The 24,701-nt window shown below is 45.0% G+C and carries 28 protein-coding genes; 12 read left to right on the top strand and 16 right to left on the bottom strand.

What is annotated here, in order from left to right:
• Window positions 1-506 precede the first annotated feature (506 nt).
• Complete coding sequence (locus NE473_RS26950) at window positions 507-689, bottom strand: hypothetical protein (RefSeq protein ID WP_118043186.1); 183 nt, start codon at window positions 687-689, stop codon at window positions 507-509.
• Between the two features lie 79 nt (window positions 690-768).
• Between NE473_RS26950 and NE473_RS26945 the strand changes: the two genes are divergently transcribed.
• Complete coding sequence (locus tag NE473_RS26945; RefSeq protein WP_154658220.1) at window positions 769-1,029, top strand: hypothetical protein; 261 nt, start codon at window positions 769-771, stop codon at window positions 1,027-1,029.
• 644 nt (window positions 1,030-1,673) lie between these two features.
• Here NE473_RS26945 and NE473_RS26940 read toward each other — a convergent pair.
• The 11 genes from NE473_RS26940 to NE473_RS26890 form a co-directional block, all read right to left on the bottom strand.
• Window positions 1,674-2,888, bottom strand: coding sequence for a tyrosine-type recombinase/integrase (locus tag NE473_RS26940; protein WP_055652132.1), 1,215 nt, complete (start codon window positions 2,886-2,888; stop codon window positions 1,674-1,676).
• 172 nt (window positions 2,889-3,060) lie between these two features.
• A complete protein-coding gene (locus NE473_RS26935) occupies window positions 3,061-4,068 on the bottom strand; it encodes a hypothetical protein (protein ID WP_055652131.1) in 1,008 nt (335 codons plus the stop codon).
• 166 nt (window positions 4,069-4,234) lie between these two features.
• Complete coding sequence (locus tag NE473_RS26930) at window positions 4,235-5,026, bottom strand: P-loop NTPase family protein (protein ID WP_242866257.1); 792 nt, start codon at window positions 5,024-5,026, stop codon at window positions 4,235-4,237.
• Between the two features lie 10 nt (window positions 5,027-5,036).
• The gene (locus tag NE473_RS26925) at window positions 5,037-5,819 is read right to left on the bottom strand and encodes a hypothetical protein (RefSeq protein ID WP_055652130.1); all 783 of its coding nucleotides are present in this window, start codon (window positions 5,817-5,819) and stop codon (window positions 5,037-5,039) included.
• A complete protein-coding gene (locus NE473_RS26920; RefSeq protein ID WP_055652129.1) occupies window positions 5,820-6,176 on the bottom strand; it encodes a hypothetical protein in 357 nt (118 codons plus the stop codon).
• Entirely contained in the window at window positions 6,160-6,525 is a 366-nt protein-coding gene (locus tag NE473_RS26915) for a hypothetical protein (RefSeq protein WP_055652128.1), read from the bottom strand. Before NE473_RS26915 ends, NE473_RS26920 begins: the two co-directional genes overlap by 17 nt.
• A gap of 253 nt (window positions 6,526-6,778) precedes the next feature.
• On the bottom strand, window positions 6,779-8,290 hold the full coding sequence (locus NE473_RS26910; protein WP_006772914.1) for a recombinase family protein: 1,512 nt from the start codon (window positions 8,288-8,290) through the stop codon (window positions 6,779-6,781).
• A gap of 94 nt (window positions 8,291-8,384) precedes the next feature.
• On the bottom strand, window positions 8,385-8,540 hold the full coding sequence (locus NE473_RS26905) for a hypothetical protein (protein WP_187383133.1): 156 nt from the start codon (window positions 8,538-8,540) through the stop codon (window positions 8,385-8,387).
• 43 nt (window positions 8,541-8,583) lie between these two features.
• Window positions 8,584-9,528 (bottom strand): MobV family relaxase, encoded by a 945-nt coding sequence (gene mobV / locus NE473_RS26900; RefSeq protein WP_006772916.1) that lies wholly within the window; start codon window positions 9,526-9,528, stop codon window positions 8,584-8,586.
• 187 nt (window positions 9,529-9,715) lie between these two features.
• Window positions 9,716-10,111 (bottom strand): replication initiator protein A, encoded by a 396-nt coding sequence (locus NE473_RS26895; protein ID WP_006772917.1) that lies wholly within the window; start codon window positions 10,109-10,111, stop codon window positions 9,716-9,718.
• A gap of 111 nt (window positions 10,112-10,222) precedes the next feature.
• Window positions 10,223-10,636: a cysteine-rich VLP domain-containing protein gene (locus tag NE473_RS26890; protein WP_009256047.1), complete on the bottom strand. Its 414-nt coding sequence runs from the start codon at window positions 10,634-10,636 to the stop codon at window positions 10,223-10,225.
• A 329-nt stretch (window positions 10,637-10,965) separates the two neighbouring features.
• On the opposite strand from NE473_RS26890, the gene NE473_RS26885 reads away from it, so the two are divergent.
• From NE473_RS26885 to NE473_RS26870, 4 genes are all read left to right on the top strand, one after another.
• Entirely contained in the window at window positions 10,966-11,463 is a 498-nt protein-coding gene (locus tag NE473_RS26885; protein WP_006772919.1) for a hypothetical protein, read from the top strand.
• A gap of 13 nt (window positions 11,464-11,476) precedes the next feature.
• Entirely contained in the window at window positions 11,477-12,277 is an 801-nt protein-coding gene (locus tag NE473_RS26880) for a helix-turn-helix domain-containing protein (RefSeq protein WP_006772920.1), read from the top strand.
• A 79-nt stretch (window positions 12,278-12,356) separates the two neighbouring features.
• Entirely contained in the window at window positions 12,357-12,566 is a 210-nt protein-coding gene (locus NE473_RS26875; RefSeq protein ID WP_003503778.1) for a hypothetical protein, read from the top strand.
• Window positions 12,567-13,146: 580 nt separating this feature from the next.
• Window positions 13,147-13,986 carry a hypothetical protein gene (locus tag NE473_RS26870; RefSeq protein ID WP_256265438.1) on the top strand — a complete coding sequence of 280 codons (840 nt, stop codon included), beginning with the start codon at window positions 13,147-13,149 and terminating at the stop codon, window positions 13,984-13,986.
• 49 nt (window positions 13,987-14,035) lie between these two features.
• Here NE473_RS26870 and NE473_RS26865 read toward each other — a convergent pair whose 3' ends face one another.
• Window positions 14,036-14,329: a helix-turn-helix domain-containing protein gene (locus NE473_RS26865; RefSeq protein WP_081035033.1), complete on the bottom strand. Its 294-nt coding sequence runs from the start codon at window positions 14,327-14,329 to the stop codon at window positions 14,036-14,038.
• 101 nt (window positions 14,330-14,430) lie between these two features.
• On the opposite strand from NE473_RS26865, the gene NE473_RS26860 reads away from it, so the two are divergent.
• Window positions 14,431-15,357, top strand: coding sequence for a hypothetical protein (locus tag NE473_RS26860; protein WP_055652126.1), 927 nt, complete (start codon window positions 14,431-14,433; stop codon window positions 15,355-15,357).
• A gap of 491 nt (window positions 15,358-15,848) precedes the next feature.
• Here the strand turns inward: NE473_RS26860 and hisC are convergent, their stop codons facing one another.
• Window positions 15,849-16,955: a histidinol-phosphate transaminase gene (gene hisC, locus NE473_RS26855; protein ID WP_055652125.1), complete on the bottom strand. Its 1,107-nt coding sequence runs from the start codon at window positions 16,953-16,955 to the stop codon at window positions 15,849-15,851.
• Window positions 16,956-17,226: 271 nt separating this feature from the next.
• Between hisC and NE473_RS26850 the strand changes: the two genes are divergently transcribed.
• The 3 genes from NE473_RS26850 to NE473_RS26840 all read left to right on the top strand — a co-directional run bounded on the left by NE473_RS26850 (window position 17,227) and on the right by NE473_RS26840 (window position 19,569).
• Window positions 17,227-18,168 carry an isocitrate lyase/PEP mutase family protein gene (locus tag NE473_RS26850; RefSeq protein ID WP_055652124.1) on the top strand — a complete coding sequence of 314 codons (942 nt, stop codon included), beginning with the start codon at window positions 17,227-17,229 and terminating at the stop codon, window positions 18,166-18,168.
• 208 nt (window positions 18,169-18,376) lie between these two features.
• Window positions 18,377-19,156 carry a threonine/serine exporter family protein gene (locus tag NE473_RS26845; RefSeq protein ID WP_055652123.1) on the top strand — a complete coding sequence of 260 codons (780 nt, stop codon included), beginning with the start codon at window positions 18,377-18,379 and terminating at the stop codon, window positions 19,154-19,156.
• The gene (locus NE473_RS26840) at window positions 19,150-19,569 is read left to right on the top strand and encodes a threonine/serine exporter family protein (protein ID WP_055652122.1); all 420 of its coding nucleotides are present in this window, start codon (window positions 19,150-19,152) and stop codon (window positions 19,567-19,569) included. Before NE473_RS26845 ends, NE473_RS26840 begins: the two co-directional genes overlap by 7 nt.
• A gap of 109 nt (window positions 19,570-19,678) precedes the next feature.
• Here the strand turns inward: NE473_RS26840 and NE473_RS26835 are convergent, their stop codons facing one another.
• Window positions 19,679-20,482, bottom strand: coding sequence for a DeoR/GlpR family DNA-binding transcription regulator (locus NE473_RS26835; RefSeq protein WP_055652121.1), 804 nt, complete (start codon window positions 20,480-20,482; stop codon window positions 19,679-19,681).
• A gap of 313 nt (window positions 20,483-20,795) precedes the next feature.
• Between NE473_RS26835 and NE473_RS26830 the strand changes: the two genes are divergently transcribed.
• From NE473_RS26830 to NE473_RS26820, 3 genes are read left to right on the top strand one after another with little or no spacing between them, the layout of a single operon-like run.
• A complete protein-coding gene (locus NE473_RS26830) occupies window positions 20,796-21,620 on the top strand; it encodes a transporter substrate-binding domain-containing protein (RefSeq protein WP_055652120.1) in 825 nt (274 codons plus the stop codon).
• A gap of 16 nt (window positions 21,621-21,636) precedes the next feature.
• The gene (locus tag NE473_RS26825) at window positions 21,637-22,359 is read left to right on the top strand and encodes an amino acid ABC transporter permease (protein ID WP_155560989.1); all 723 of its coding nucleotides are present in this window, start codon (window positions 21,637-21,639) and stop codon (window positions 22,357-22,359) included.
• Entirely contained in the window at window positions 22,352-23,092 is a 741-nt protein-coding gene (locus NE473_RS26820) for an amino acid ABC transporter ATP-binding protein (RefSeq protein ID WP_055652118.1), read from the top strand. Before NE473_RS26825 ends, NE473_RS26820 begins: the two co-directional genes overlap by 8 nt.
• A gap of 72 nt (window positions 23,093-23,164) precedes the next feature.
• Here NE473_RS26820 and gdhA read toward each other — a convergent pair whose 3' ends face one another.
• Window positions 23,165-24,532, bottom strand: coding sequence for an NADP-specific glutamate dehydrogenase (gene gdhA, locus NE473_RS26815; RefSeq protein WP_055652117.1), 1,368 nt, complete (start codon window positions 24,530-24,532; stop codon window positions 23,165-23,167).
• Window positions 24,533-24,701: the final 169 nt, after the last annotated feature.

The following is a 24,701-nucleotide window of genomic DNA, read 5'->3' as shown; positions in this document are numbered from 1 at the left end:
ATTTTTGGAGAAGAAAGGTATTGCCAGAACTCTCTGGAAATGATATAATCAGGCTGCTCGTATTATATATCTTATATCTTTCTGGCACGCCCAGTAAGAGCATTCATGCAAAGCCGCTCAGTATCCCTATACACTGGGCGGTTTTTGTGCGTAATCATGTATAGGTGATCAGTAAATGGGTACCCTTAAATTCCTTCTTTACAGAATGAAATACGCGTGCTATAATCACTGTGTTTTTGCTTTTCTAATTTACGGCCTAGCCATTTTGGCGGGCCGTATTTTTATATGAATTTGTTGATAAATTGACAATAATAATATTGATTTATTTGTATAAAGTGATATAATTTGTGTGTCAACTCTTCTTACGGCCGCCCTGGTTTGCACAATCCCCCACTACCAGAGCGGCATTTGTATGTGAATTCGTCACAACGCAGTCTGCAAACTGTTAAATAAGTATGCTCATATCAGCAGGGCGGTAGCCACCCAATTAGCTTCGTCCTGCCGTCTTATCGTTTCTCGTAGTACTTCTCATACCACTTCACCCGGCGCTCCATCTGCTCCGGTTCTGCCTTTTGTGGCTCTGTTTTTTTATAAAATCCACATTCTTGCGGGCCGCCATTGCATGTCTGTGACACGTCGTTATAATACGGGCACTGGTTAATGTCGGGCTCCAGGGTGCATATTGCCATAGTATCATCTCCTTTGATATCATGATAACAAACAAATGTTCGAAATACAACTGGAAAAAATAGTGATTTAGACAAGCGTTTGAACGCAATAACTATTACATCGGGAACATTACTTGATGCTATAAAAAATATGGGGGATAATGTACATAATCTCTTTGTTGCAGCTCCTTATTTTCCACCAGATATTCCTCTGCAAGCTGCTGAGTTTGCAATAGAAATTATTAAAGAAAACGATACGTCTCGAATCATGGTCATTGCTCATAGATACGGTGGAGAATTAAGCTCATTTTATCGGACCCTTTTTAACGGACAGTGGAACTCAGGTTGGGTACAAAAATGATCAATTTACTACGTCTGTTGTTGAGAGTTTTCTCCAATCAGTGTTCCATGTCATGGTGTTTATCGTAAAACGGCGAATAAAAATGTCAAGAGATGATTCTGGATACAACTTAACTGTAACATAATTATCCGCATGCTGAAAGTATTCAACATACCCCCAATTGCTAGTATTTACTGGCCGGTCTGAATAAAGTTGATTATTAAAACCAAACCCTCCAGACTTTATTCCTTTGACGGATATCGCATATGCTACATCACTTAATAGCTGGTAACTTTGTCCTTCTATGCCAATGATATCTTTGATCCTTGGCATTACTGATGTAATATAAGTTAGATCGGTCGGCATTTTACTATTCACCGATGCTAAATCACTATTTTCACTATTAAAAAATGCTTAAAGTTTTGCTTAAAGTCGATATGTGCTTGAAATGGTATTATACACTATCTACTTTTCAAAAAACCTTGATTTTAAGCCGCTTTTTGTATGTGTTACTTCTTATTATATATATTAAATAACCTTGCCAAGGTTGGGGTCGCGGGTTCGATCCCCGTCTCGCGCTCTTTTAATTAGTAGCGGAATCCTTGATTTATCAGGGGTTCCGCTATATTTGTGTGTCTTTCAGGCTGTAGACAGTTGTAGACAGCTTACAAAGCCTTAGATATGAGGTCATAAGTTTCTTTTTCCGTCAATGGATTATAGATATATCCAAGGGTGGTATTTAAGTTGCTATGTCCCAGCAGTTCCCGTATACAGTCAAGCGGCACGCCACTGGCGTTTAGGTTGCTGGCGAACGTCTTTCTCATTTTGTGGGTGGATTTTGTAGACAGTCCTTGACGTTCCGCATATTTTTCCAGTACATAGGCAATCTGCCTTGATGTAAGCCGCTCCCCGTCCCTCATAAAAATGTAATCGCCGGTATGCCCTATCTTTTGCAGGATATTGATTGCCTTTGGAACCAGAACCACGAATCGGTCACGGTTGGTCTTTGTATGCTCCACTACCTCATATTGGTTTGTAACCTGATTTCTGACTTCTTCACGGACAATATGCAGATGGTTGATATTGGTGTAATCGTCCCATTTCAGAGCGACCAGTTCCCCCACACGTAAGCCGAGCAGGAAATTTAATTTGACAGCCAAGAAAGCAGTATCAAGCGTTTCTGTATACATGCGGTCAAGATACTGGTTCAGGTCTTTCAGTTCGTCCGAATTATAAGTTTCGGTCTTGCCTGTTTTTCTGACTACCTGCTTAAATTTGACAAGAATCTGAACCTTGTCCATGGGGTTCTCCAACAGATATTTTTTCCTGATGGCATATTCAAACATACCGTTTAAGATGGTCTTAATATTTCCCCATTCCTTACGGGGAAGATTAAATTCTCTTACTATGCGGTTACACTCTGACTCCAGCAGTAATTCATCTATTCGTTTGATTTTCTTGTTATGTAGGGCAGATGGTTCAAAATATTTGCTGTAATGCTGTTTGTGCCGTTTGATGGTATTGGGACTATTGGTTACAGTCCGTTTATATGTTAACCATTCCTCATACAGTTCGTAAAAAGTCATTTTGTCAATGTGCGAATTTTGGAAGTATATTGGAATCAGTTTATCCAATAATTCATCTTCCGTCTGTGCCTTGATATTCTTTCGTTTTCCGTCTGTACCTTTGTAGCAGGTCTGCCACCGTCCCCCCTCTTTTGCTGGTGGGGTGATGGCGTAAGTATGTATCTTTCGGACTTGTTCTCTCTTTGTTGACATAAGCGTATCAAGCACACTGTCTGTACTGATTATACCGCAGTCAAGTGCTTCTTTCAATAAAGAAAGATTGAAGATTTCCGAAGTATTTTTATTGTCATTCATATACGCCGCCTTGCAACAGGCGCAGGGAGCAAAGTTTTATTTGTGAGATTGTTTGATTGAAATTTGATATGGTTTATGATTTTATAATTTGTAAGTATGATTATTTTCGTTATGTTTTTTGTTTGCAATAATTTTATCAGCGTATATTGTGAAGTCCCAACGCCTGTCAGATTTAATTATTAAATGGTGTATCTGCCCTGTCAACCGGCTGGAATCCATGCAGATAATCAGTAGTATCATATTCCTGCCATTCACCGGGAGCCGTGTATATCCTTACCTTGTGAATACGCCGTATAAGGGCGTTCCAAGTCTCCATTTGCTCCAAGCGGATATTATGGTACTGGTCTTCTAACTTCCAGTTGGAAACGATATAGACGAAGTTATAGCAGGCCTGCCGATTGTTGTACCTTGCAGGAAGTTGCAAGGGGTAGATATCAAGATAGTTCAGCATATTGCCTATGGGCAAATCGCTTCTAAATTCTTCAAAGACTATCACATCTTCCCCGGAATAAGTATCAAAGGGGTGCTTGTAGTCCGTTACCCGGTATACATTGGAATCGCCGTGATTATCAAGGATATATCTGGACTTTCCAAAGCCGGTTGCACCGCTCACATAGGTTACTAATAGGTTCATGCGCCGTTCTGCCTTGTAGCGGCTGGAAAGTATCTCTAAACGTGCCTTATCAATGTGCTGTAGGTTCATTAGGTTGTCAGGGTTGATTTCCAGAATCTCTACATTCGAATAGCCGTCCTTAATCATCTGGTATAAGTTGGCTAAATCGCTTCTTCGTCCCTGTCCCGTTTGTGGCATGGTTCCCCATTCCTCAAAGGTATCCTTTAAATTTGTGGTTCCCTTTTCTGTATCTTCCCACTTGCCCTCTTTGCGGATATACGCCCGGTTTTCTTCTGCTGTTCCTTGTGCTTCTTCGATATGGGAAGATGGAAAAGTTTTCTTTATGCTGGAAAAGTAAACAGGATTCTTAAATTGTGCAAACAGGTGAGTGTGTGGAGCCTTTGCAATTTCATCACACATACACCAGTAAATGATATTCTCCCAGCTTGACAGTTTTTCTTTAATCGCCTGATGGGAACAGTTCTTGTGCTTTTCCGGGTTGTTAAATGTTAATTGGTATTTTCGGCTGCGCCGATTATTATTTATGTTTTTCTTTTTGGTTGTCATGGTACTTCCTTTCTTAGTTCCGACACAGAGCCGACACAATCGAGGGGTATGCCGGAACCATTGATTTTAAAGGATTTTTTGCATTTTTGACACTGACACCGAAGTTGTGGTAATACTATGCAACTTCGGTATGGAGCAAGGGGCTTCGCCCCCTGCTCCGGTCAACCTATGGCTTATGCTCCGCAACGCCGCCGGTTGACTGTATCTGGTGTAGCAATTCCTGAATCGAGGGTTGTCTGTCCATATAGTTGCGTATACGTTTCAACAGTATATCTTGTTCAGGAACCCAAGGGACGATAATTTCTGTAGCCCCTTCCTGACCGTCAATCAGAGCGATTCCCTGACCGGTTTTATAGTACCGGGTATTTAAATCCTCGCCGGCGAACAGCATAAGACGTTGTTCACGGCTAAGTCTTCCGAAGCAGATGAGGTTTTGAAATTGCTCGCGTGATCCAGCGGAAAAGTTTGAACTGTCTGCCCTTTGGACAAGAAGAAAAATTCCTATTCCATTTCCAATTCCTCGCCCTAAAGCTAGAATTTCGCCGACCTTAGCCATCAAATCATTTTTTCGCTTTTTGTCTATGCTTTCTATGTAGCCCAATAAGCCGAACCATTCTTCAATGACAAGCGTCACATGACCTATCTCTGGATTTTGGTGCTGTCGCATTTCCGTATATAACTTGTAGAAGTCGTATATCATAAAAACAGCATTATCAGCACAGGAATAAGCGGAACAGTCTTTCAGGGGAGCATATTCCTTTCCGGCTTTAAAGTCTGCCAGATACAAAATGCTTTCCTGCCCCTGTAAAATATGATAGGCAAACCAAAGAAAGCTCTGTGACTTACCACTTCCAGACTTGCCCGTAATCAGGGAATGGGGATTTTTGCAAATATCAGTATGAATTGCGGTCTTTATTCCGTATTCTTCCCAATCTACAAGGCTATATCCTAGTATCATAAGCCACCTCCTAGATATGCTCAACTAATTCACGGGATTGCATGGAATGCCCCTGCTGTTCCTTTAACTCCCTGTATGCTTCACAGTCTAAAACTAAAACGATAATAGCGGTTGAACCAAGGTCTTTCACGGAATCTACATGCACAGGGGTAAGGAGGCTATCCCCTACAGGTGCAGTGATTCCCTCTATTCCCTCAATTTGCGTTTTCGCTATAACATGAGAGGAAATCAGGTTGCTAACGTAGTCGGTTCCTTGTGAAAACGGCAAGGTCTTTGCTTTATGAACTTGAAAATTATAGTAAATAATAGCGTGCCCATCATCTATTGTTATTGGCGTGATAGCGTTCAACTGGTTGGGGGCAACAGGTTTCACCACCTCTATTATGCTACATAGTCTTTCGTCCAAAATTTTATAGAGGAAAAGGCGCAGGTACGCATATTGTGTAGAGGCATTCTTTTGCTGGCGTGCCAGTTCTTCCCGTTTTCTGCGTTCTTTTTCCTCACGGTATTTACTTATCTGCGAAGTGACGGAACCTAATAACATGCACAGGCTAACAAAGAGTATGATAATCAACTCCGTGTTCTCAACCCAGATTCCATAGAGGTATTCTATGGCTTTTAAAAATGCAGTCAGAACCCAGATAACGGACATCAGAGCCAAACCTAGAATCAAAATAAATATAATTAATTTCGATATCAGCCGTTTGTTATCGCGGAGTTGTGAAGGGACTTTTTTCAGTCCCTCCGCGGCTCCATCGGTCAAGCGGTCGAATTTCTCTAGCCACTTATCCAATTATGCTTTTGCCTCCTTTGATATTGTGAATCCGGAAGCCTTGCATGACAGGGAATATTCCGTCATATTGGCAGTTTTGTACCAACGAGCACAAAAGTCTTGAATCTGCTCGATTGCTACAACGGTGTTGGGGGTGCTGAACAATTCAGGATTAATCAAGGCAGAACCGGGCACCTTCATAGCGATATGTTCGTACTTCCGTGACGGCAATACGAGTTCGTAACTATAGCCGCAAATATCTCCGGCAATACCGTTCTTGTAATCCTTATAATTAGGGCGTACCCCTACGCACAGTGCGGTCTGTCCTTGGGCTAAGTCTGAAAAATTGGTGATGATAAAGTCACTTGGTCTTAACATATAATTTCCCTCCCTTTTCTGTGTAGTCTAACAACTCGTTAAAATATGCAACAATCCGTGGAGCGATTGCATACGTTTTAGCAACGGTTGCTATTGTGTAGATACTGTCGGTTCCGCTGAAAACAAACTTCTCATAGCTAATGTGTGAAGAGTTATCATTTGCGAAAAAAAGGCTAAGTTCATTCGGACGCTCTATGTAGTAGTTCAGCGCGGGTAATCTATTGAGATATAGATTACCGCGAAAGTCCCTACAAGCATATGTTTGAATGACACCATTTTTGTAAGAGAAGAAAGTTCCCTTAGGTGTCTCCTCTATTAAAGAGACTAAGTCAGATATGGATTTCTCCATTATGTTTACCTCCGTATTAATATGTTTTAACTCAAAGCGCTTTGTGTTATAATGCTAGTATACTCCACATGGAGCAATTTGAGAATTTTTGAAAAATGCAGGAAAATGCCGAAAAAAAATTGCATAAATCGAAAATTGACAGAGGGAAAAATGAACTTTAAAACGTATGAGGAATTAGTAGATTATTTAATAGCAAAGTACAGTTTACAAGGGACTACACAGGGTAGGTATCTGACGGGAGGGGTTCCACCCATCAGATTTTCCATGTGATGTTCAAGCTGTCGCTTGTAGCGGCAACGGTGGTAATCATCAAATCCACCACCCGCCGCTTGTCGTCAAAGGATACATTGTCCCATGTGTCGAGGTAGCCGGAAATCTGATTGACCTGTTCCGGGCTGATGGCTTCCACCGTCAACTCGGCTATCTGCTTCACAAGTTCCTGTTTGCGCCCGTCCAGTTCCGCTATCTTCACATTCACATAGGAGAGCAGAACATTGTTTGCACCCGTCAGACTGTCCACCAGCTTTTCAATCTCGCTGTCCACATGGAGAAGTTCCACTTGCAGGGCGGCAATTTTAGGGTTTGCCTTTGCCGCTTTCTTTCTGCCTGTCAGCGTCTTGTAGCTTGCCAGTTTCTTTATCATCTGCTGATAAACAACCGCTTCCAGTTCCGAAGTAATGATTTTCCCGCACCCCGGACAACTCTTGTTATCCAGCCGTTTCGTACAGCGAAGGTATTGCTTGCCGGAGGGATTGAAGATACTCATAAGGGCATACCCGCAGTTCCCGCACTTGATTTTTCCCGCCAGCCATGTATGGGTAGCTTTTCGGGCAGACTGGATTTTCATGTTGTTCATCAGCTTCTTGCGGCAGGTCAGCCAGATGTCGGAGGGAACAATGCCCTCATGGGGAGCCAGTACCAGCATTTGGTCTTTCAAGTCGTTCTTTTTGCTGGGCTTCACATCTCGCCCTTGATACAGATAGCAGCCGTTCATGCCAGTAAAATCGGCAGCGTCATTGACAATGACCGTCCCTTGACTTTTGAAAAATTCGTACACATCAAGGTCTGCCTGCACATAGACAGGATTGCGTAACATCTGCGCCAGCGTGGGGCGTATCAGCTCTTTGCCGTTGAATAAAATCCCCTGTTCGGCAAAGTACCGGGTAATGTCCCCGTAGGAGGTTGTGGGCTGAGCATACATCTCAAACATCAGCCGGATATTTGCCGCTTCGTCTGGATTTACCACCAGCTTTTTTGTATTGATACCATCCATTTTGATAGGCTCGGTGTGGAAGCCGTAAGGAGCCTTGCCGCCCATTTTGAAGCCCCGCTGACTGCGGGAATAGTATGCGTCCGTTACCCGCTTCTGTATCGTTTCCCGTTCCAACTGGGCGAACACAATACAGATATTCAACATAGCCCGCCCCATCGGGGTGGAGGTATCAAACTTTTCCGTAGAGGACACAAACTCCACATTGTACTGCTGGAACAGCTCCATCATGTTGGCAAAGTCCAGAATGGAACGGCTGATACGGTCGAGTTTGTAAACCACGACTTTTGCAATCAAGCCCCGCTTGATGTCCCGCACCAGTTCTTGAAACTTCGGACGGTCTGTGTTCTTGCCGCTGTACCCCTTGTCTGTGTATTCCTTGCAGTTACCGCCTTTCAACTCGTATTTGCAAAATTCAATCTGGCTTTCAATGGAAATGCTGTCCTTTTTGTCTACCGATTGCCTTGCATAGATTGCGTCTATTCGATTATTCATATTGTCGCTCCTTTTCTTAAAAAAGAAACGGAGCTGCTGACACCTTTATTATACCGTCAGCAGCCCCGCAAATCAACGATGGCTTTGGAAAACCTTATGCCCCGGCTTCCTCACTCTGCCGTTTGTCGGCATACTTGCGGAACACCTCATAAAGTTGCTGTTCCAGTTCCCGGCGTTTTGCCGCTTCCTGCTCCGGCGTGAACACCGGGGAGAGGTTTTCCAGCGTGATTTCCCTGCCTTGAAAAGTCACGACTTCCGTTTCCTTTTTGTATCTGATAGTGGTACTTATAAAATCACCTTTCCTTTCCATGCTGCCGCTGCTGCCGTTTCAGTTCCGCCAGTATATCCGGCGGGATACGGTCAACCAGCCGCTGTAAATTGTCCAGTTCGCTTTTCAGCTTTGCCCGTTCCATCGCATCTTTCATCTTGCCTTTTTCACTGGCTTTTGCCCTTGCTTCCAGCTTTTCATTTTCCGCTAACAGGTCATTGATTGTGACCTTGTATTTTTTCAACTGCCCGGAGAAATTCCCCATCTGTGGGAACCACTTTTTCAGCATGGAGAGGGCTTCCTCTTTTTTCTTTCCGGCATTCAGCGGGTTAATGCCGTCCAGCGTGGCTTCAATGGCTCTTGCCTGTTTGGATAGATTGACCGCCTGCTTGAACAGACGGGTGGGGATATGCTTCCTGCCTGTCTTGCTGGCACTTTCCCCACGCTCCAAGTCGGGATATTTCTCCACCATATAGGCGTGAAAATCGTCCTGCCATTTTGAGAGATTGGCTCTGTTGCCGATAATCTCCTTAGCGCACAGGCGGTTGTCCTCTGTCAGAGGGACAAAGACCAAATGCAGGTGGGGTGTTTTCTCGTCCATGTGTACCACTGCCGATACGATATTTTCCCGGCCTACCCGCCCGATTAAGAAATCAGCCGCCCTATGGAAAAATTCCTGTATCTCCTTTGGGGGCTTCTTCTTGAAAAACTCCGGGCTGGCGGTAATCAGCGTATCCACAAACCGGGTACTATCCTTACGGGTGCGGCAGCCAGCTTGTTCAATACGGTTCTGTATAAAGTGGTAGTACCTGCTCTCCGGCTTAACAATGTGGAAGTTGTATTTGCTCCGGCTGGTGTCAATGTCGGGATTGCTGGCGTACTGTTCCTTTTGCCGTTCGTGATGGGCTTCCAGCGGCCTTGCCGGGTTGCCCTTGTGTTTCTCAAACCGCAAGATTGCGTGTTGTGCCATTCTGCTCCTTTCCTCGTTCCATTCTTTTCCAGCGGGTTTTCCACAGGGAAAATCCCGCCGAAACTATCTCTGATAGGATTGGAATGGAATAGATATAAATAAAATCGTTTTAATCTCTGTATTTCTATATACCGTCCGGTTTTCGTACTTCAAGAGGATTGATTATCGTACTCTATGAGTGCGGTTTTCAGTCCTCCGGCGTTCCATAACCGGATTTCTTGAAGTCGGTGTTTGAAACCGCTTCATAGGATTTTGGATAAATGCGGTTGGGTTTTCCACAGCCCTGCTTCTGGATTTCCACCAGTCCGGCATATTGTAGCTCCCGCAGGGTATTGACCGCTTTCTGCCGCCCGCAGTGGAGCAGCTCCACTACCTCGTTAATGGGATAGTAGAGGTAAATCCGCCCGTATTCATCTGCCCAGCCGTTTTTTCGGGATAGGTCTGTCCGGCGCAGGATAAAGGCGTACAGAACCTTTGCTTCGTTGGACAGGGGTGTGAATGTGGGGGCTTCAAAAAGGAAATTGGGAAGCCGGGTAAAGCTGACCGCCTTTTCCGGCTGATGGATATAAATGGTGTTTGCCATATCGTGTTTTGTGGACGGTTAGAAGCCTGTTTCCGGGGGCAGACGGTAGTTTCTATTGCCTGCCCCTGTTCTGTGCTTGCAAAGCCTTGAAAATCAAGGACTTTTCAGCCCCTAACTGTCCACAGTAGACCTCCTTTTCCGTTCACTTTCTGTTTTCTGCCGCCTGTGAACTCTGGCGGCGCAGTCGGGGCAGTACTTTGCCCGGTTGGATTTAGGGACGAACACACCGCCGCAGACCGCACAGCGTTTCAAGTCCTTATCCCGGAAAATCTCCGCTTCCAGCGTCTTGTCCAGCGGCAAAACCGCCCAGCGGAACCACTTACAGCAGACCGAGAAAGAAACCGTCTGCGGACAGGTGCAGGTGTCCCCATCGTCAAGGAACATACAGTTCCCGTCCTCATAACAGCAGCACTCCCGGCGGATCAGGGCGTTTGCCTGTTTCCGCTGCGCTGGGGTCATGCGGTAAAGGGAACCGTCCGGCCTGCGTTCCAGCGGTGGCAAGTCTTTATAGGGGTTATCTCTCATGCGTTCCCTCCATTTTTCGCTTTTGCCGTTCGCCCCGAAAAGGCTTCCTGCCCCATTCCTGCGGCGTGTTCCGGCGTTGGCACGCTCCCCGCAGCTTCTGGACACTTGTCCCGAAGTGACCTCTGGACAAAGTGTCCAGAAGTCCGTCTCCTTGCGGTGCTTCCCCGGCCGGGGTATTTCTTTTCGGACGGTCATTCGGTTTTCAAGGTGCTGTCCATCGATGAACTACCCTAAGTCTACACCTAAATGACCGTTCGTCCCGTATATCCAAGAGGTAGGAAATCCGCCAAAAAAACTGCCTATTTCCACGCTCTCGGAATTGTGGTAGAATGAAAAAGAGAAATGTAGCAGGAGGTGGAAATGAAATGTATAACCTAAATTGGTCAAGAAGTGACCTCACCCGGCAAAAGCTGGGGACGTTCTGTGAATACTACGCAAAAATGTCATTAGCCTCTTATGGAGTGAGCATTTATACTTCCGAGGTTGATGACCATGGAATAGATTTTATTGCAGAAAGCAAGAGAGGATTTTTGAAGTTTCAAGTTAAAGCCATTCGCAAAGGAACAGGCTATGTTTTTATGCGGGAGGAATATTTTGATATTTCAGACCAATCACTTTACTTGTTCTTGCTTTTGCTAAATGATGGCGAACACCCCATAGAATATTTAATTCCTGCGACCACATGGGATAACGACAGTAGTAATACTTTTGTTTACCATTCATACGAGGGTAAAAAGTCGAAACCAGAATATGGCCTAAATATTTCTGCCAAGAACATTCCGCAGCTCGAAAGATTTAAGTTAGAAAATATGATAACGGCAATATAATGAGGAACAAAATATGGCTTTAACCATTCAAGAGCGCCTAAAAGACCTGCGTGTAGAGCGTGGGCTGACGCTGGAACAGCTTGCGGAGCAGACCCACCTCTCCAAGTCTGCGCTGGGCAGTTATGAAGCGGAGGATTTTAAGGACATCAGCCACTATGCCCTTATCAAGCTGGCGAAGTTTTACAGCGTGACCGCCGATTACCTGCTGGGGCTGTCCGAAACAAAAAATCACCCAAACGCCGATCTTGCAGACCTGCGTGTGAGTGATGATATGATTGAACTGTTGAAAAGCGGGCTGGTGGATAATTTCCTCTTGTGTGAACTGGCGGTACACCCGGATTTCCCCCGGCTCATGGCTGACCTTGAAATCTATGTGAACGGAACGGCAGTCAAGCAGGTACAGAGCGCAAATGCCATTGTGGATATTATGAGCGCAACCATTATGAAGCAGCACAATCCCGGCTTGTCCGACCCGCAGCTAAGGCAGCTTATCGCCGCCCATATTGACGATGACAGCTTTTGCCGCTATGTAATACAGCAGGACATAAACGGCATAGCCCTTGACCTGCGGGAAGCCCATAAGGACGATTTTTTCAGCGTCCCGGAGGACAATCCTCTGGAAGATTTTTTGCAAGCCGCAGAAGCAGCGTCCACTCCGGGCAGCGACCCGGAACAGGCGGCGATGGCGTTTATCTGTAAACGGCTCAAGCTGAACTATGGGAAGCTGTCGGAGGAAGAAAGAAAGTGGCTGAAAAGGATTGCGCAGAAGTCGGACTTGCTGAAAAACCCAAAACCGCAGCGGGGGAGAAAGTAAAGGGATAAATCGGGATTTGGCAAAGGCGTGTATATGAAAAAGTAACTTCCAGTTTGCAAGAGAAAGGTATGGTGAGCGAATGAGAATATTATACGAACTTTCATGGTTATGGGAGACGCTGGTTATTGCGCTTGCGGTTGCGGCTGTTTGCGTGGTTTGCGCCATGCTAATCTGTAAGGCAGTAAAGAAGAACCTCAGCAAAAAAACGGCGGCAGTTATCGGCGCAGCAGCGTTTGCGGGCGCTGTTTTGGCAGTCATTGTGATTGCCCGGACTCCGATGCCGCTTTGATTAAACGGGATGCTTGATTGCCTGTGCATAAGTACAACTTCAAGTTTATCGGGGAAATAGCAAAGCCCTAAAACGGCTTCCCGCCCATTTCAATTTTGAGAGAAAAATCCGTCTGTTTTTTCGTGAGTGTGTCCACAAGTTCGGGACATTTTGTCCCGAAGTCCGGCGTGGGACGAGGAACGGGGGCTTTCATATACGCCCTGTCTGCTGATAAAACCAGTCCTGCGTTTGCGGCTCCACGCCACGCAATCACAGCCCTGCTTTCCTGCCGCTTCAAATGCCCTTGCCCTCTCCGGCGGCAACGGCATTTTCACGGCAACGCCGACAGAGCGTATAACACACTACACTTTGCGAGCAAAGTCGTGTGCCAAGGGGCAAGCCCCTTTGGAAACCCCTGACAACAAAACAGGCTGAATATCCCGCACTTTCCCGGTGCTTGATACTCAGCCTTTATTTGTTGTCAGCAGCCCCCGTTTCGTGGTCTGCGTGTAGTTCCTTGTAAACTGACCTAAAGGTTGTTGTAGACAATCCCAGTGTAAATGTAAGTGTACTTGAAAATGCAAAAGAGATTACGGAGTGGGTGAATAAGATACCTGAAAATGGGGCAGAAAAGGAAAAACGGTATTTGGCAGCTTCAAGGCTAAATATTAGTACGGAAATTCTAAACCGTGCATTATTATCCCGAAATAATTACAGATTAAATATAGAGGTCATTAGAAAATTAGAAAGTGAATTACAAATAACTATTTTAACTGATAAAAAAGAAGCGGATTATGTATTCAGAGATATAATAGGCAAAGATTATTACATTGAGAACTTAAGCAAAAAATCTCCAAACGCCAAGGAAGAATATAGCCATAAAGAAAACTTGTTTGATAATATGTTTCATGAGGCTGTTCTTTTTTGGGAAAAAAAAGAGCCATATGAATGTTACCGACTAGTCAGCGAAATGGATACCATGCTATATATATTAGACAATATCAATGTTTATATGTATAGTAAGTTGGATAAAACCTCTCAAACACTTATTCATGCATATATAGATTTCCTGTTAGAAGTAGCTGTAGATAATACAACTCCGCCGAGTAAAGACGATAAACAGTGGGGAAATATAGAAAAACTTTGCAAAGAAAATAAATCTATCGTAAAAAAGGATTTAGCCAAATGGGGACGGAGATTTAAAAGATTTGAGATAGATATAAAAGCTCCTTTATTATTGCTGTATTCAACATACTTACTAGAACTTGTAAAGCTATATCCCTATGACTGGCAAGCAATCTGTTTTGAAATAGCCTGTGACGAAGAACGGTATGTATATAAGCTGATGAAAATATTATTATCATATAATGATAAAGAAGCTATGGAATATAAAGAGTTGTTTCGCTTGATAAAAGTGTGTAACCATTTTAGAAAAAGCTGATTTCTAAAATAAAAATGGAGGGTGCTTTTGCCCCTCCGATTTAGAAATATTAATTATTTTTCATGGTATCTATCAATTCTCTTAATAGTTTTATCTGTCTGGATGTTAACCCATCAACGGGGATAAATAATGTATCGTCATAGCTGTTACTACGGCAAAGCAAGTAGTCAGTGGACGTATGGTATAAATCAGCAAGTGAAGATAGCTTCTGTGGACTTGGAGTGCGTTCCCCTCTTTCGTATGAACTGATTAAAGCGGGAGATACTTTCAAGACTTTTGCAACATCGTTTTGTGATAGATGATAGCGTTCACGCAAATTTTTCAATCTTTCAGCACTATTCATTATAAGTTTACACCTCCGTTTACTAGAAGTTTATAGACAAAACATAAACTTTAGGTGTATAATTATATAAACTGATAGAACAAAAAAGGAGGATTTTAGAAATGAGATTTACCAAAATGATTCTTGCAACGATAACATCTTCTGTAGTGATGTCTTTAGCGATGTTTCCTATAAATGCCTTTGCATGGGAGGCTATAGACACGAATGGTGACGGTTTAGATGATACAATCAGGTTTTGTGATGGTTACGAATCTCCGATAGAGAAATGGCAGTTACATGATTTTTGGGACTGGAACAAGGTAGAACTCGATACAAAAGCACTTGACCTAAATGATGATTTTTGTAGGAAAAATCCCGGTGCACAGCAACGAGTTGATGAGTTAATTCCAATAGAAAAAGAATGGGAGAATAAACTTCAGCCAATTATTGATGACGTAATATTAAAAAGTAAAAGTAGTTCGAATAACCGTGTCGAGAAATTGAATACATTTTTAAAAGAGGTGAATACACGAATAAAAATGGACATCAATGCTCCCCATAGAATATATCCATGGGAAGTAGACAAGAGTGAGTTTACAGGAAATAGCACCATAGATTTGCATTTGCAGGGGATTCAACTCCGAAAGATGAGTTACGATATATGGAATGGAAATATTGCTTTAAATGAGAAGGAGCATGCACTGTTTATTTCTTATTTATTCCATCAATATTGGCAAGAAGTAGCATATCCTACTTCGGATATTACAACGGACGAAGTTCGAATTGTAAGACCTTATAACAGAAATCTTCTGTTTTTTATAGATGGGCAGTGGTGGGAGTTAAAATATTCTTATGAGGGCCTACAAGGATTAACAGTGGGCATTTCAGAAGAAACTAAAAATGAAATTATTAATTGGCCGGATTCAGATTTCGCCCTAACTAGCAGTTCTGAAAGCTTTCAAGAGAATTGTAAAAATTTCTGGACTAATCTGCCGCAAGATATAATAGAGGCAAGGAAAGCGGCAGGAAGGTATGTCCCTACTTATTAGAATTGTTGTATCAATTACTACAAAAGGCAGTAGAAGGGTAAATAATGTTTACTACGTAATTTCCTTTTTTCTGATTTTCAAGTTGTAGACAGCCGGTAGACACACGGTAGACAGTGTGCGTTCCTCCTTGATTTTAGTAGCTTTCTCGACATTGGGAGAGTTCGAGTCCCGTCTCGCGCTCTTTTCATAGGCTGAAATTTCCTTGATTTACAAGGGGTTTCAGCCTTTTGCGTTCTCCAAAATGTTGTAGACAGTTGTAGACACTTCTCATGCTGTCCTGATGGAGAAAAAGCGGTATGGTTCGATCCCCGTCTCGCGCTCTGAGAATAAGAGAAAGAAAGCGGATTTCCAGTGATGGAGATCCGCTTTCTTTTGGCTTTACTGATACCTGCAGCCACGTAGAGGAAGGGCCAGGCTTAAAACAGTAAACCTTCTGTTTTAAGACCTGGCCGTAAAATGATATGACCTTTGATGCACAAATATGGAAGGATCTACAGTTCGCCTTTCTCTCTGAGATCTTTTACTGCATTTACAAGAGTTTCATTCTGGATGTGGGTGCCGATTGAGATACGGGCGTATGGGAAATCGCCCCGGATCATTACTCCATAGGGAAGGAGTGCAAAATAAAGATCCTGACAGGAACAGCCAAAATCTGCGTAGATAAAATTCGCCTGAGATTCGTATACTTTGTATCCCAGCGCTGTAAACTCTCTGGTCAGATAATCCCGCTCTTCCCGGTTGCTGTTAATTGTCAGAAGACGGAAGTCTTCGTCATCCAGGGCTGCGATTGCCCCCTCGATTCCCACGGTGTTGAGAGAACGGGCTGCCATCGCCTTGTTCATATATCCAATGATTTCCGGGCAGGCCAGAGCATAGCCGATACGAATGCCGGCCATACCATAGAGCTTTGAGAAGGTACGTACCACAATCATATTGGGAAGATCCTTCAGATGAGAGACCATGGTGGTCTTCTCCGGGTTATCTGTAAAGTCTATGTAAGCTTCGTCTACAACAACGATAACGTCCTTTGGGAATTTCTGAATGAAGGAATACAGTTCATCTCCGGAAAGACAGGTACTTGTAGGATTGTTGGGATTACATACAAATACGAGGCGGGTCTTATCCGTAACTGCATTTAACACAGCCTCGGTATCCAGCTTCATATCATCCTTTCTCGAAGGGATATCTACAATCGTTCCATTATTTTTATAGACAATATAGTAGTAAGGCGGATAAGCCGGGGAGGTGATAATGCATTCGTCTCCGGGTTTGATGAATGCCTCACCCGCAAAGGCCAGTGCATTGGCAGCGCCGCAGGTGATCATGATGTTCTCAGGAAGCAAGCTGTGCTTCTGTGCCAGTTTGTTTTTTAAAACAGTATCGCGGGTAGAATCCGGGTACAGATGACAGTCTGCCAAAGACGCTGCCATCGCTTCCAGAGCCTTAGGTGATACGCCATAGGGGTTTTCGTTAGATGCCAGCTTGTAGAGTGTATCAAGGTTGTATTTTTCTTTTGCAGCCTTAATGGAAATGCCTACCGGAATGACGGTAGATGGTGCTTTTTTCAGGGCATAGCCCTGAGCCAGATGTTCAAACATGGATAATCCGCTCCTTTGCATATTGTAATAATTACCCAGATTGTAACATGATGATGATAGTTTGTCAATCGATTTTCAATATAAAGTTTGCAATATATAACAATAAACTTGTCTAATAAAAATAAAAACTTATCAAAAACTTATCAAAACGGATTGACAAAACGTATGCGGGCAAGTATAGTAAGAATGAAGATAAAATCATTTTCCGCTTTGCTTCCAAATGCAAAACGGAGAAAAATTTAATGGCTAAGCCGAAAGGAGACGGATTTTCATGAGTATCAGAGAGAAAAGAGTATCTTTTAAGGAACTGTTGGAGAAGGAAAAAGGGGTTATAGCCCCCTGTGTATTTGATTCTGCTTCAGCAAGAGCTGCATACCTGGCCGGTTTCAAAGCCCTGTGCTTAAGCGGCGCGGAACTTTCCATGGCTATGGACGGTCTGCCTGATCTTGGCATTCTTAGTTTGCCGGAGCTGGAGTGGATTGTCAGCCGTATCACAGAGAACTGCCCACTTCCGATTATCGTGGACGCGGAAGACGGGTTCGGAGGACCACAGAACGTATACCGTACCTGCAAGCGCCTGGCTGCAGCCGGAGCTGCGGCAATTCTCATGGAAGATGAATCGGAACCGGGATTCGCCAAAGGCGTTGTAGAGAAAAATATTATTCCGAAAGAAGAGTACTGGGCAAAAGTTCGGGCGGCAAAAGCGGCTCTGGAAGGCACAGACTGTATTTTTATTGCGCGTACAAATGTGCTGATTAATACAGAAGAAGGTTTTCAGGATGCGATTGAGCGCTGCAGAGGATCGCTGGAAGCCGGTGCGGACATGCTGCTGATCAATCAGTTAAAGACCATGGAACAGGCTGAACGGGTTTCCAAAGAATTCCCGGATGTCTGGAGGATGTTCCCCGATATCAACCAGTCCGTAAAACAGCCGACCATGGATGCAAAGGATTTGTATCCATTGGGTTATAATATTGTCACCATGCATTTCCTGATGAAAGGAGCCATGGTGGGAATGCTGGACTATGCGCTTCGTGTGGCGGAGGATCAGAACAATATTTATCCGCGTGATGATATGCCTTACAATATCTCCGGACAGAGTGCACAGCCATTTTATCCGGTACAGGAATGGCTGGATCTGGAAGCCGGATTTTCCGGTATCCATAATACCTTCTGGGGCGATAAGCTGGATCTGAGCAAACGAAAAAAATAGGACAGTATCATAAGAGAGCGATGCCGAAACAAAAACGGCATCGCTCTCTGTCTGCCTGATTAAAAAGCGGCATCGTGCCATGGGTGCAGGGAAAAGGCTCATTGGGATTGCGAAGATACATCAATTTGTGATATGATGGTCGATGGGCCGGAAGACCCTGTGATAACTGGAAAAATTGAAGAATGGAAGATAAAAGGAGCATATTCAGATGAATGACAAGCTGCTTGTGGAGACGGCTGTATTGGCCGGAGAAGTAATGCTGGTGAGCGGAGCGGAAATCTACCGGGTGGAGGACACCATCAAGCGCATTCTGCAAAATGCGGACAGGCGTACCTCAGAAGCGATCGTACTGTCAACGGGGATCTTCGTGACGCTGAACGATCCGGAACTGGAACCGATCACGGTGATCAGGCGGGTGACCGACCGGTCTACAAATCTTAATAAGGTTTACCTGGTCAATAATGTCTCCAGACAGTTCTGCAGCGGTAATATGACTGTGGAAGCCGCTTATGAAGAGCTTCAGAAAGCGTGTAAGGCACAGCAGTACAGGCCCTGGATGAAGAATGCAGGAGTCATCTGTGTATCCCTGTTCTTTGCCCTGCTTCTGGGCGGAGGAACTGTAGATTGTACGGCCGCCGCATTTGCGGGCGCATTGTCTGCGGGAGTCATCTGGATGTCGGGCCGGATCAGGCTTAATGTGTTCTGCCAGACGTCTCTGGGTGCATTTTCCATAGCCGTGGCAGCTCTTATGATGAAACAATGGGTGTTTCCTGACTTGAAGCGTGATATTGTCATCATTGGATGCATCATGCCCCTGGTGCCGGGCGTGATTTTTACAACCGCTATCCGGGATACTTTGAATGGGGATTACGCAGCGGGGGCAGCCAGAATCATGGAAGCGGCAGTCGTCGCCCTGGCCGTAGCGGCCGGTGTCGGTATGGGAATGGCCTTGTTCAGCCAGGTGCTTGGAGGTGCCGTGATATGGTAGTTCAGACGATGGGGGCGTTTTTCGCCGTTTTAAGCTTCGCACTGATTCTGGAGGTGCCGCGGAAATATGTGTTTCATGCCGGTTTCATAGGAGCCGCCTGCTGGGTGATCTATTTGATTTCCTTAAACTATACGAGTTCTGTGATTGTTGCGGCCTTTGTATCCACTCTGGTGGTGGCCTTTATCAGCCATATCTTTGCAAGGCGGTTTAAGGTGCCGGTCACGGTGTTTCTGGTTGCAGGCATACTGCCGTCTGTGCCGGGAGCCTCGATTTACCGCAGCGTTTATTATATGATACGCAGTGTCAGTGATTTATCCTCGTATTATCTGACAGAGACACTTCAGATCGCGGGAGCTATTGCAATGGCTGTCTTTATTATGGATTCACTGTTTCGGCTGGGTCAGAAAAATTAAGGGAAAGGGCTCGGCAGCCGGCCGGAGGGACAGCTGCCGAAGAATTAAAAGGGAGAGGAACAGAAGACTGATTTTTCTGTTTCTCTCCCTTTTTGTTTCCTGCGCTGGTCTAATAATAATTTTCCTCCGGCTGGATCTCACCGCTTTCGGGACATTCAAAGAGTCTTACATTATGACGCTCCAGGTAGTCTCTCCAGTCATCGGTTACAAGCTCGTCGGTAAACAGGTTGTCAACATCTTCAAAGTCACAGAAATGTGCAAAGGATACTTTGCCGAATTTGCTGTGATCAGCAAGCAGGCAGGTCTGCTCGGCGCACTGGATGATGGTTTTCTTCATGTCGGCGACTCTTTCGTCAGAGACTCCCAGGCCTCTTGTCATGTCAAAAGATTTACAGGAAAAAAAAGCGCGATCCACCTGAAAACGGCGCAGGTACTCGGACGCCGTAGGCCCTAAAAAGGATTCCTCGTTAGCATCATACCGGCCGCCCACACAAATTAGATTAATGGTTTTGCTCTTTGATAAGTAGTTGATTACGGCAAGCGAATTAGTCAAAACTGTGATATCCATATTCAGAAGGCCCTCGCACATATGAAAGACCGTGTTGGAATTATCAAGAAAAATGGTATCACCTGCTTTCATAAAGCGTACGGCACGTCTGGCAATGCGGGTTTTCCCTTCGGAAAAGGTGCTGTTGAGAAGCTCTTTTGGGGGAAGTGCGGAAGTACGCTTTTTTAAGGTGGCGCCTCCATAAACTTTGTTTAGAAACCCCTCATCTGCCAATGCATCAAAATCACGGCGAGCCGTCTCCACGCTGATCTGAAATTTTTCCATTACCTCTGAAATGGTAATGCTTTCTTTTTCTAGTAACATCGCACGAATCGCTTCACGACGCTGAACTGATAACATTTTCATGAAAAGTCTCTCCGTTTCCATCATTTTTCTTTCATTCTATCAGAAAATAGGATTTTTAGCAAGGAAAAGGGAAAAAGTAAGAAAATATTTCCAGATTATGGAAAAAAGCCGGGCTTATATAATGAATAATGACAACTAAAATACGATATCATGACTGTATTTAGAGGAATATATACAAAAAATGTTAAAAAATAATTGACAAAGTTGTCATGATATTGTATATCTGTAGTAGACGCTGATGCCGGCGGTATCAGTACTGCTTTAAAAAACGTTTGTCGGAACAGTCTAACTGGAAGAAAGAGAGGAAAGAAATATGAAGAGAACAGCGGCAACTGTAATGGCACTTATGGCGATTCTATCATTGACAGCCTGCGGCGGCAAGGCCGGCAGTCCGGCGGGAGGGAGTGAGGCGATTACGAAACTTACATATGCCTGCCCCGGAAAATCAGCCCGTTATAACTTTGTAAATGAGGATGGGGAACTGGACGGATATGAGATTGCAATTATGAAGGAAGTGGATAAACGTCTGGAAGACGTTGCGATCGAACTGGTCTATACCGGGGAGTTCTCAGCTCTGTTCCCGGGACTGGAATCCGGCCAGTATGATATCATTGGAGGCGGGATTTCGTGGAAGCAGGAGCGGGCGGACAACTATTTATACTCGGAAGTCCCCTATTTCCACAGCCCCACCGTGCTGGGCGTCCGTCAGGACGAGACAGAGATAAAGACGATCGGAGATCTGGCCGGTAAGAACATCGCTCATATTGCAGGGACTGCACAGGCCATGTGGCTGGAAGCATATAACGAGGAGCATCCGGAGCAAAAGATCAATATAGATTATGTAGATGCCAGCGCCATTGAGATTATGAACATGGTTTCTACCGGACGCTACGATGCCTGCATTCATGCGGCGGCCGATTTCGCGATTGCCAGTCAGGAGCTGGGCGTTGATTTAAAGCTGTATGATATTGAAAACGCCGACGAAATTCAGAAGCCTGACTCTTACTATCTCTATGCAAAAGATAATACGGAGCTTCAGAAGAAAATTGATGCGGTCCTTGCGGAGATCCGCGATGATGGTACAATGGCAGAGTTATGTGTACAGTATTTTGGAACAGACTTAGTACCGGAACACTAGATGGAGAAGACTTTATATGAATAAAATATTTGATATGAAAGCTATTTGGGAGTATATGCCCAAGATACTAGAGGGTCTTCCTGTTACGCTGGAACTCACTGTGGTGGCCATGATTCTGGGCGTGGTCCTGGGATTTGGCATGGCAATTGCCAGAATTCGAAAGATCCCTGTACTGAGCCAGTTCTGCTCGGTCTATCTGTCCTTTGTCAGAGGGGTTCCGCTGATGGTTTTGCTGTATCTTTCCTACTATGGGATTCCGCTTTTGCTAAGGGCGGTTAATGTAAAACACGGAACGGATCTCAATGTTAATATGGTTCCTGCCTTTGCGTTTGCCCTGGTTGCATTTGTGATTCAGGAGACTGCCTATGAATCGGAAATTATCAGGGCGGCGCTTCTTTCCATCGATAAAAAAGAGATTGAGGCGGCAAAATCCCTGGGCATGACGGCATTTCAGACCATGCTGCAGGTAGAGATCCCACAGGCTCTTGTTGTGGCGATACCGACGTTTGGTAATCAGATTACGTCACTGATCAAGGGGACGTCGCTGGCTTTTATGATTGCAGTGGTGGACATCATGGGGAAAGCAAAAATCATCGGCGGCCGAACGCTCCGTTATTTTGAGGCGTATATCTGCACTGCCATTATCTACTGGGGGTGCTGTATTCTGATCGGTTTTGCATTTAAGTGGCTGGAGAAAAAGGTAAACTACAGGGAAAGAAAGGAAAAGAAGGATGATTGAGGTTAAAAACTGGAAAAAAAGTTTTGGCGACAATCAGGTGATTAAGGGTGTGGACTACCGGGTAGAAACCGGGGATGTTGTCGCCATTATCGGAGCCAGCGGGTCTGGAAAATCCACTTTCCTGAGAACCTTAAACTTTTTGGAACGAGCGGAGAAGGGCGTGCTGAAGCTGGAAGATATCACGCTGGACATGTCGGATAAAATCAGCAGGAAAGAGATTCTTGACGTCCGGCGGAACACGGCCATGGTGTTTCAGGGCTTTAATCTGTTCAGCCACCGCACGGCACTGGAAAATGTGATGGAAGCCCTGGTAGTGGTAAAAAAAATGAAAAAGGAGGAGGCTAAAAAGATTGCCGCCGAAGAAATCGCCCGGGTGGGGCTGAAGGACCGGATGAATTATTATCCGCATCAGCTGTCGGGAGGCCAGCAGCAGCGGGTGGGAATCGCCCGGGCTCTGGCTTTGAATCCCAGGGTGATCCTGTTCGACGAGCCGACCTCTGCGCTGGATCCGGAAATGGTGGGGGAGGTTCTGGATGTGATCCGTTCCATTTCCCATCAGGGAACGACTCTGATGATTGTGACACATGAGATGGCGTTTGCCAGGGAGGTCGCGGACCGGGTAGTCTTCTTTTCGGATGGCGTAATCCTGGAAGAAGGGCCGGCAAAAGAATTTTTCGCAAATCCCAGGCATGAGCGGACGAAACAGTTTATCCAGAGAATTAATAAGCATTAGGAAAAGAGATCCTTCAGACCCGGCGGGCTGAAGGATCTCTTGAATTTAAGAAAGGCATGTGAAATGAAATTGTTAATAGACACCCTGCGTCATCATCGCGTCGGCTACTTTTTCAAAGCCTGCGATATTGGCGCCTGCAACCAGATTGTAGCCCAGGCCATAGCGTTCTGCCGCGTCTACGGAGTTCTTGTAGATGTTCTTCATTGCAGCCTTCAGCCGGCTGTCAACTTCCTCGGCACTCCAGGATAGTCTCTGGCTGTTCTGGCTCATTTCCAGACCTGATACGCAGACGCCGCCGGCATTGACTGCTTTCGACGGAGCTACAATGATTGTTTTTCTGGAAGTGAGATAATCTAAGGCCTCGGAGGTAGTAGGCATATTGGCTACCTCGATATAATACTTCGTTCCATTGGCCGCAATGTTTTTAGCATCTTCCAGATCAACTTCATTCTGCGTCGCACAGGGCATTGCCACGTCCGCTTTTACTTCCCAGGGCCGTCTGCCCGGGAAGAATTGTGCGCCGAACTTGTCTGCATAGTCTTTGGCACGATCGTTTCGGGAGGCACGCATCTCTAATAAGTAATCAATTTTTTCCTGAGTGATAATTCCATCTTTGTCATATACATAGCCATCCGGTCCGGAAATCGTAAGAGGAATTCCCCCCAGCTCCGCAATCTTCTTGATAGCGCCCCAGGCGACATTGCCAAAACCGGAGATGGCAAAGGTTTTCCCCTTGATGGATTCGTGTTCATGATTCAGAACTTCATTGGTATAGTATACGGCGCCGTAGCCGGTGGCTTCCGGGCGGATCAGGGAACCGCCGTAGGCACGTGGTTTTCCTGTGATCACTCCGTTTTCGAATGCAATCCGGATCCGTTTGTACTGACCGAACAGATAACCGATTTCTCTTGCACCAACGCCGATATCTCCGGCGGGAACATCGGTGTCCGGTCCGATGTAATGGTAAAGCCCGGTCATAAAGGACTGGCAGAATCTCATGACTTCGCTGTCGCTCTTTCCGACCGGATTAAAATCAGAACCGCCTTTCGCTCCCCCCATAGGAAGTCCGGTAAGAGAGTTCTTGAAGGTCTGCTCGAATCCCAGGAAAAACATAACGCTGGGGTTTACGGTTGGATGGAAACGGAGGCCTCCCTTGTATGGTCCAATGGTTGAATTGAATTGTACCCGGTATCCGCGGTTGATCTGGGTAAATCCGTTATCATCCACCCAGGCGACCCGGAAGGAAATAAAACGGTCGGGTTCGATCATACGGGTCAGGATGTCGGCCTTAACGTATTCCGGATGAGCCTCGATAACCTTTTCCAGGGAATCGTAGACTTCCTTCACACACTGTAAAAATTCCTGTTTGTCCCCGTCCCTGCGCCTTGCCGTTTCAATCACTGCGTCAATATACTCTTTTGCACTTGTGTAGGTTCGCATGTTTTTGTTCTCCCTCATATGAAATGAATATGCCTTTCTTATGCCTTTATTATAGCAAAGAGAATCCATATGTCAACTACTTATTGCCATAATATTTTAAAAATACTATTACAATATTGCAATAAAACAGTCAAGACATGAAGAGGCGAAAAACATGGAAATAAAAAGA

Source organism: Hungatella sp. SL.1.14, from assembly GCF_024460495.1.
GTDB lineage: Bacteria > Bacillota > Clostridia > Lachnospirales > Lachnospiraceae > Hungatella > Hungatella hathewayi.
Note: the sequence above shows the minus strand (reverse complement) of the source record. Positions and strands in the feature narration are given on the sequence as shown.